This is a genomic window from Streptomyces sp. (assembly GCF_035563135.1).
Lineage (GTDB): Bacteria > Actinomycetota > Actinomycetes > Streptomycetales > Streptomycetaceae > Streptomyces.
The window spans coordinates 1-5,989 of the sequence record NZ_DATMVN010000572.1; the positions used below are offsets into that span (position 1 = coordinate 1).

At 72.0% G+C, this 5,989-nt stretch carries 5 protein-coding genes and 1 pseudogene; 2 read left to right on the forward strand and 4 right to left on the reverse strand.

Going from position 1 to position 5,989, the window contains the following annotated elements; all coding sequences use genetic code 11:
* Positions 1 to 642: RNA polymerase sigma factor (locus VN520_RS25555; protein ID WP_325749292.1), on the reverse strand; the 642-nt coding region annotated here is incomplete at its 3' end.
* 66 nt (positions 643 to 708) lie between these two features.
* The gene (locus VN520_RS25560) at positions 709 to 912 is read right to left on the reverse strand and encodes a hypothetical protein (protein ID WP_325749293.1); all 204 of its coding nucleotides are present in this window, start codon (positions 910 to 912) and stop codon (positions 709 to 711) included.
* A 546-nt stretch (positions 913 to 1,458) separates the two neighbouring features.
* Here VN520_RS25560 and VN520_RS25565 point away from each other — a divergent pair.
* Positions 1,459 to 1,974, forward strand: a complete 516-nt coding sequence (locus tag VN520_RS25565) for a Scr1 family TA system antitoxin-like transcriptional regulator (RefSeq protein ID WP_325749296.1) — start codon at positions 1,459 to 1,461, stop codon at positions 1,972 to 1,974.
* A pseudogene (locus VN520_RS25570) lies at positions 1,926 to 2,693 on the forward strand (RNA polymerase sigma factor); the annotation flags it as partial. The gene VN520_RS25565 and the pseudogene VN520_RS25570, both read left to right, overlap by 49 nt.
* On the opposite strand, the gene VN520_RS25575 reads toward VN520_RS25570, so the two are convergent.
* Entirely contained in the window at positions 2,680 to 3,678 is a 999-nt protein-coding gene (locus VN520_RS25575) for a MarR family transcriptional regulator (protein WP_325749294.1), read from the reverse strand. The pseudogene VN520_RS25570 and the gene VN520_RS25575 overlap by 14 nt on opposite strands.
* A 626-nt stretch (positions 3,679 to 4,304) precedes the next feature.
* A partial coding sequence (locus VN520_RS25580) for a discoidin domain-containing protein (protein WP_325749295.1) occupies positions 4,305 to 5,989 on the reverse strand: 1,685 nt, incomplete at its 5' end.

Consider the following 5,989-nt stretch of genomic DNA (forward strand, 5'->3'; position numbering starts at 1 on the left):
GCGGGGGAACGGGAACCTGCGTACGAACATCCAGGCGGCCACGGCCGAAGTGAGACTCCCGGCCAGGAGATGACGCAGTGAGCGTCTGGCTCTGGCGAGCAGCGACTCGGTCGCCCGGTGGCTCAGTCCCATGGCCCGGGCGACCTGTCCGACGTCGAGGTCCTGGGAGTGGAGCCGCAGCGCCTCGGCTTGGCGGGCGGGCAGCAGTTCGGTGCTGCGCTCTGCCAGCCACCGGGCCTCTGCCCGGTCGCACGCCACTTCCTCGACCGGGCAGGGCTCCACGGGAACGGCGTAAGGGCTCGTGCTCAGCTCCGAGTCGCGGACGACCTGGCGGCGGCGTTCGGCGCATACGCGTTCGGTCGCGAGCCTGAGCCATGAGCACACCCGGCCGTACTGGACGCCAGGGTCCTCCACCGTGCGGAGCATCGCTTCCTGCACGGCGTCCTCGGCCTCTTCGGCGCTCGACGACCGGTGGCGCGCGATCTCCAGCAGCTCGTCCCGGTGGCTCCAGACGAGCTCCCACCGGTTGCCCGGGCCGGGCGGACGGCGAACCGGGTGCAGACGGCGGTCCTTCATGTTCCAGGCTTTCTGGTCCGTGGACCCGGGCGTCCGTGGGTTCGCGGTCCGAGATGCGTTGATCATGGTGCCCCACGCCTCTCATGCCCCGCCGCCTGGACGGCGCCGGGGCATGAAGGGTCCGGCGTCGGATCAGGCCGAGAGCGTGGTGGCGGTGCCGAGCCCGGCGACACCCAGCACGTCGACGCCGGCGGCTCCCGAGATTCCCACGGAGAGCGAGGAGAGGGGCGTGTCGAGGGAGACCTCGCCGGCCAGGCCGGCGACGACGCCGCCGGACACGTTGTCCAGGTCCGCGTCGGAGATTTCCTGGGTCTGCATCTGGGGGGCGGAGCTCATGAGGTGATTTCCTTTCACATTAATTCCGTATGGCGAGGGCCTACTCCGTCAGGAATGAAGGACCTTGCCGTTGTCACGGTTGCGGCGGCTTCCGCGATGTGAAGGATGAAAACACGTGGGCGCATTACGAGGCCACCCGTCGGGCAATCGCTCATGACGCTTTTCCATCTCGAAACGCCGGTGGGGCCACATCCATTCATGGACCGGTACGGTTTCTTCACGGAACCGGTCGACGGGCTTTCCGTCGGCCGGATCTTTATTACGCCGCGAACGGGACAATCCTCGCGAGAGGCGGGAGGCGCCTGGGCCGCGCGTGAAGTGCCGTCGTCGGTCACGGACCATCTGCGTGCGCCATGTGGAGATCCGCCGCAGAGGGCCCGGGCTCGCCGTGCTTCAGGGAGGTCAGGCAGCTCGGGGACGGTCCGGCGTGCCGGGACTGGTGCCGTACGCCTTCTGCGCGAGGGCGGGACAGCGGCTGCTGATCGTCACGAAGCGCGGGGCGTCGGCTCGACACGTCGCCGCAGCCCGGTGTGACGTGGGCCCGTGGTGTTCGGAGGGGGAATCGCCGAGTCACGCGGGTGCGATGTTCGAAGTGGCCCGGACCGTCCTGCCCGGCGTGTTCTCCCGTGGGACGACGCCCCTCTCCTGAGTTCCGTCATCGAAGAAGCCGTCCTCCGTCGGCCGCTCGGCAGGAGGGAAGTCCTGCGCGGGCAGTCGGAGCAGTTGCTGTTGTTCGGGCACGAGCGGAACTTCGAGAGGCAAGTCATGCCGACCGGATGCGATGAACATGGCGGACCGGCAGGGGCGTTCACGTTGATCCACCTCGGCGATCAGCGCAGGATGGGGCAGGCGGAGGTGCAGAGCGAGAGCGCGCTGTACTCGGAACCGAAGAAGGCCGGGGCGCTCGAATCGGCTTACGGCATCCTGCGGGCCCAGGCTCTGGCCCCGAAGGAGTCGAAGGAGTACATCGCCAGCTTCTACCTGCTCGACTGCGAGAGCGAGGAGCGTGCGCAGCAGAGCGTGCCGAGCGGCTGGGCGAGGTGCTGCACGTGCTGTACCTGATCTTCAACGAGGGGTACACGACCACGGACGGTGCGGATCTGACCGCGCCCGCGCTGTCGGCCGAGGCGATCCGGCTCGCCAGGCTGCTGCACCGTCTGCTGCCCGACGACGCGGAGGCGGCGGGGCTGCTGGCACTGATGCTGCTCACCGATGCGCGCCGCTGCGCCCGCACAGGTCCCGGCGGCGACCTGGTGCCGCTGGCGGAGCAGGACCGAAGCCGGTGGGACCGCCGTCTCATCGCCGAGGGAATCGACCTGATCAGCAGGACCCTGCCCCGGGGGCAGGTCGGCCCTTACCAGCTGCAGGCAGCCATCGCCGCCGTCCACGACGAGGCCGAGCATGCCGGGACCACGGACTGGCCGCAGATCCTCGCCCTGTACGAACTGCTGGAGCACCTCGCCCCCAACCCGATGGTCACCCTCAACCGCGCGGTCGCCGTCGCCATGGTGCACGGCCCCGCCGCCGGACTCGATCTGCTCGACACCCTGCGATCCGACAAACGCATGGCACGCCACCACCGCCTGTTCGCCGCGAGAGCCCACCTCCTGGAGAGGCTGGGCCGGTACGACGACGCGGCGGGTGCTTACCGCGATGCCGCCCGACGTGCCACCAGCGCACCGGAACGACGCCACCTCACCGCGCGTGCGGCGCGACTTCGGCCGGCACCGGGCCGGAGTGAAGCGCCTGCCGGACCGGGGGCGGGCGTCACGGCATCCTGAGGCTTTCGCGCAGCGCGCTCATGTGCGCCTGGATGTCGCGTTCGGCGGCGGGTTCGGCCGGTTCGGCCGGGGTGGGCGCCGCCTCGGGAGAGGTCTCGCGGCAGGGACGGCAGAGGCCGTCCGGGAGCGCTTCGGCCGGGCCGGGGCGACCGCAGGAGGCGCACTCCACCAGCAGTCGGCGTACGGGGGCACCGGGGGCGGCCGGTTCCGGGGCGGCGGAGAGCCGGGGCGGGAGTTTGTCGACGAGGCGGCGGCGTACGAAGCCGACGGGCGAACCCACCTGGTCCGGAAGACCGGAAGTGAGGGCACGGGTGAAGTAGTCGGTGCTCACACCGTGGTTGAACCATGCGGCGGCCGCCTCCTCCAGGGCGGCGCAGTCGGCGGCCGAGAGAGCGAGGCGCGGGTCGGTCCGGCCGAGCCCGGCCAGGGCGAGGTAGGCGGGCGAGGGCGTGCCGCCCGGTTCCGGCAGCGGCCCGGGCGTGCGCTGCCGCGGTACGGCCGGAGCGGTCACGGCCGGTGCCTCGGGTGCCTGCGGGGGCGCGCCGGTGGGAGCCGCCGCTGGCGGGGCGGCCTGGTCGCACGCGGCTTCCGCGTGCAGGTGAGCGGCCCACCACTCGTTGTCGCGGGCGGTGCGGGACCAGTAGGTGAGCGTGACCCAGCGCTGCTGGCCGAGTGTCTCGACGCGGCAGCGTACGTGGCGGAGGTGACCGGCCACAGCGAGGGCGCGCAGGGCCGTGCCGATGGCCATCTGGCCGTACAGCGGGAGGTCCTTGGCGAGCGACTTGATGTCCATCGCCGCCCCGTCGGGCAGGTGGTCGACGTATCCGGCGATGTACCGCTCGCGCTCCGGGAGGAACGTGAAGTCATCGGGGTGCGACGGGCGTTGGTCCGGGGCGGAGCGCTTGCCGTAGCCGGGGCGCGCCTTCGTGTACGGGCGTGAGGGTGCGGGGGTGCGCAGGGCGGAGCTAGGGTTCTGGGTAACCACGGGATCGCGCCTTTCGATCTTGAGGTCAGGCCCCGGCCGGTGCGCCAACACCGCGTCGGGGCCGATTCGTCGGTGGCACCGTAAGCACCCGCAACTCTGCGCCGCAAGTCGGTCACGATTAGTCATACTTGCTGGCCGTGACGGGTCCGGGAGGGTGGGGAGGTTTTCCCGAACCCCTTCTTTTCCCACCCGGTTGAACGACATCGCTCGAATCTCGGACCTCGAATCCCGGCGCCCGTGTCCCGAAGCTTGAGCGCCGGGCCCGGGCGCCCCGCCCGCCCTCCGGAAGAGTGAACGGCCCGGCCCGGCGCTCGACTTCCGAGACCCGGGCTCCGAGCGCCGGCGGGCGCGTGGAGAACCGCGCTCATGGCGGTGCCGCACGGAACCGAGGTGGGTGGACTGTCGGACCGGCCTTCTGTCGTCGGCCCATGACGTCGATGGATCTTGTCGTGTTCGATCAGGCGTGGACGCGGTTCGAGTCGTGGCCGGCCGCCCGTCCGCCGGCGGATCACGCCGCACTCCGGCCGCCGGCGACGGCTGCGGACCGGCGTCCTCTCCGTTCCGGAGACCGGCGCGAGGACCTCTGCGCCATGGCCCCGCCCTGCCGGAACGACGGCCGCGCTCGCCTAGGCGCGGGTGTTCACCACCAGTTCGGTCACTCCCGTCGGTTTCTCCGTGTCGGCCGAGCGGACCGTCAGCCGGACCTGGCGGGCCTCCGCGCCCGGTTCGTACGGATGCCAGGTGTGGCCGTCCAGGGAGGTCTCCAGGGTGTGGGAGGCCGGTGCGAGGTCCGTCCAGCGGGGCGTGACCGAGGCGATCCGGGTCACGTGGCGCAGGGCCACCGTCAGTGTGCCCGTCGCGCCGTCCGGTGACCAGGAGGTCGAGGGGCTGCCGTCCACCGCCGCCTCGGCGTACAGGCCGGGGGCCTCGGAGGTGGCCGTCACCGGGCGGCAGCGGGCGGTGTCCGGCGTCGGGGTGAGGTCGGGGCGGCGGGTGGGGAGCACGAGGGTGCCGGAGAGACGGCGCGGGCCGGCCGGGGTGTGGACGGTGAACGGCGCGCCGTCCCTCAGCCGGACCGTGGTCGTCCGGGGGCCGATGGCGATGTCGTACGTACGGTCCCGGTGGCGGAGCCCCGTCAGCTCCACGCCCTCGCGCAACTGCGGGGGCAGCAGCGGGTCGAGGCGTACGCCGTCCTCGCGCAGCCTGAGCCCGGTCAGACCGTGCGTGAAGACCTGGAGGAGCCCGCCCTTCCCGGTGAGGAAGTCCTCGGCGGGGAAGCCCGAAAGCGGGTCCTGGGCGCCGGACTTCTCGCCCCGTGCCTCGGAGAAGAGGCTGAACGGGCCCCGGACGAACGGGCGTACGGCGCGCTGGAGGTAGGTGTACGTGGCACAGCCCGGCGCCCCGATCGCGGCGGCGTCGATCGCGTGCACCGAGTCGGTCATCGCGGGGCCGTCCGGGTCGGTGCGGGCGGCGTAGTGGTCGAGGGTCGCGGCGGCGGCGCCCTCCTCCATCGGCCACTCCAGCGGGTAGATCAGCAGCACCGTGTCGGCCTGCTTGATGGTCGAGCCGTTGTAGCCGGCGTACTGGAGGAACAGCTTCCGCTCGGCGTCGTACGGGATGCGCAGTCCGTCGGCGACCCGGGTCCAGCCGGCGGGCGCCGGGTGGCCGAGGAGTGCGGCGGCGCGGGTGGCGTTGCGCAGGGCGGTGGCGGCGACCGCGTTGGTGAAGACGCCGTCCGTGACCCCGTTGCTGTACTCGTCGGGGCCCGCGACGTCCTTCACCGAGTAGCTGCCGTCGGCGTTCGCGGTGGCGCGTGACTGCCAGAAGTCCGCGATGCCCTTCAGCAGCGGCCACCCCCGGCCGGCCAGCCAGGCGCGGTCCCCGGTGGCGAGGTAGTACTGCCAGACGGCGAGCGCGATGTCGCCCTGGAGGTGGTTCTGGGTGAGGCAGTGCGGCGGGTCCCAGCTCTGGCACTCGGAGTCCAGGCGGCCCCTGCTCGCGCTCGTCCACGGGTAGAACAGCCCTGCGTGACCCAGCTTCCCGGCGTTCGCGCGGGCGGCGCCCCGGGTGCGGTAGCGGTACTCCACGACGGAACGGGCCAGTTCGGGACGGGTGGCGAGCAGCCCCGGGTACATCCAGGTCTCGGCGTCCCAGAACACCATGCCCGCGTAGTTGTCGCTGGTCAGCCCGGCCGGGGCGATGCTGTCCGAGGAACCGGGACGGGTGTTGGCGAGCAGTCCGTACTGCGCCGCCCGCAGCCAGGCCTGCAGGTCCGGGCTGCCCGGCGTCCTGACGTCGGACGCCCATGCCT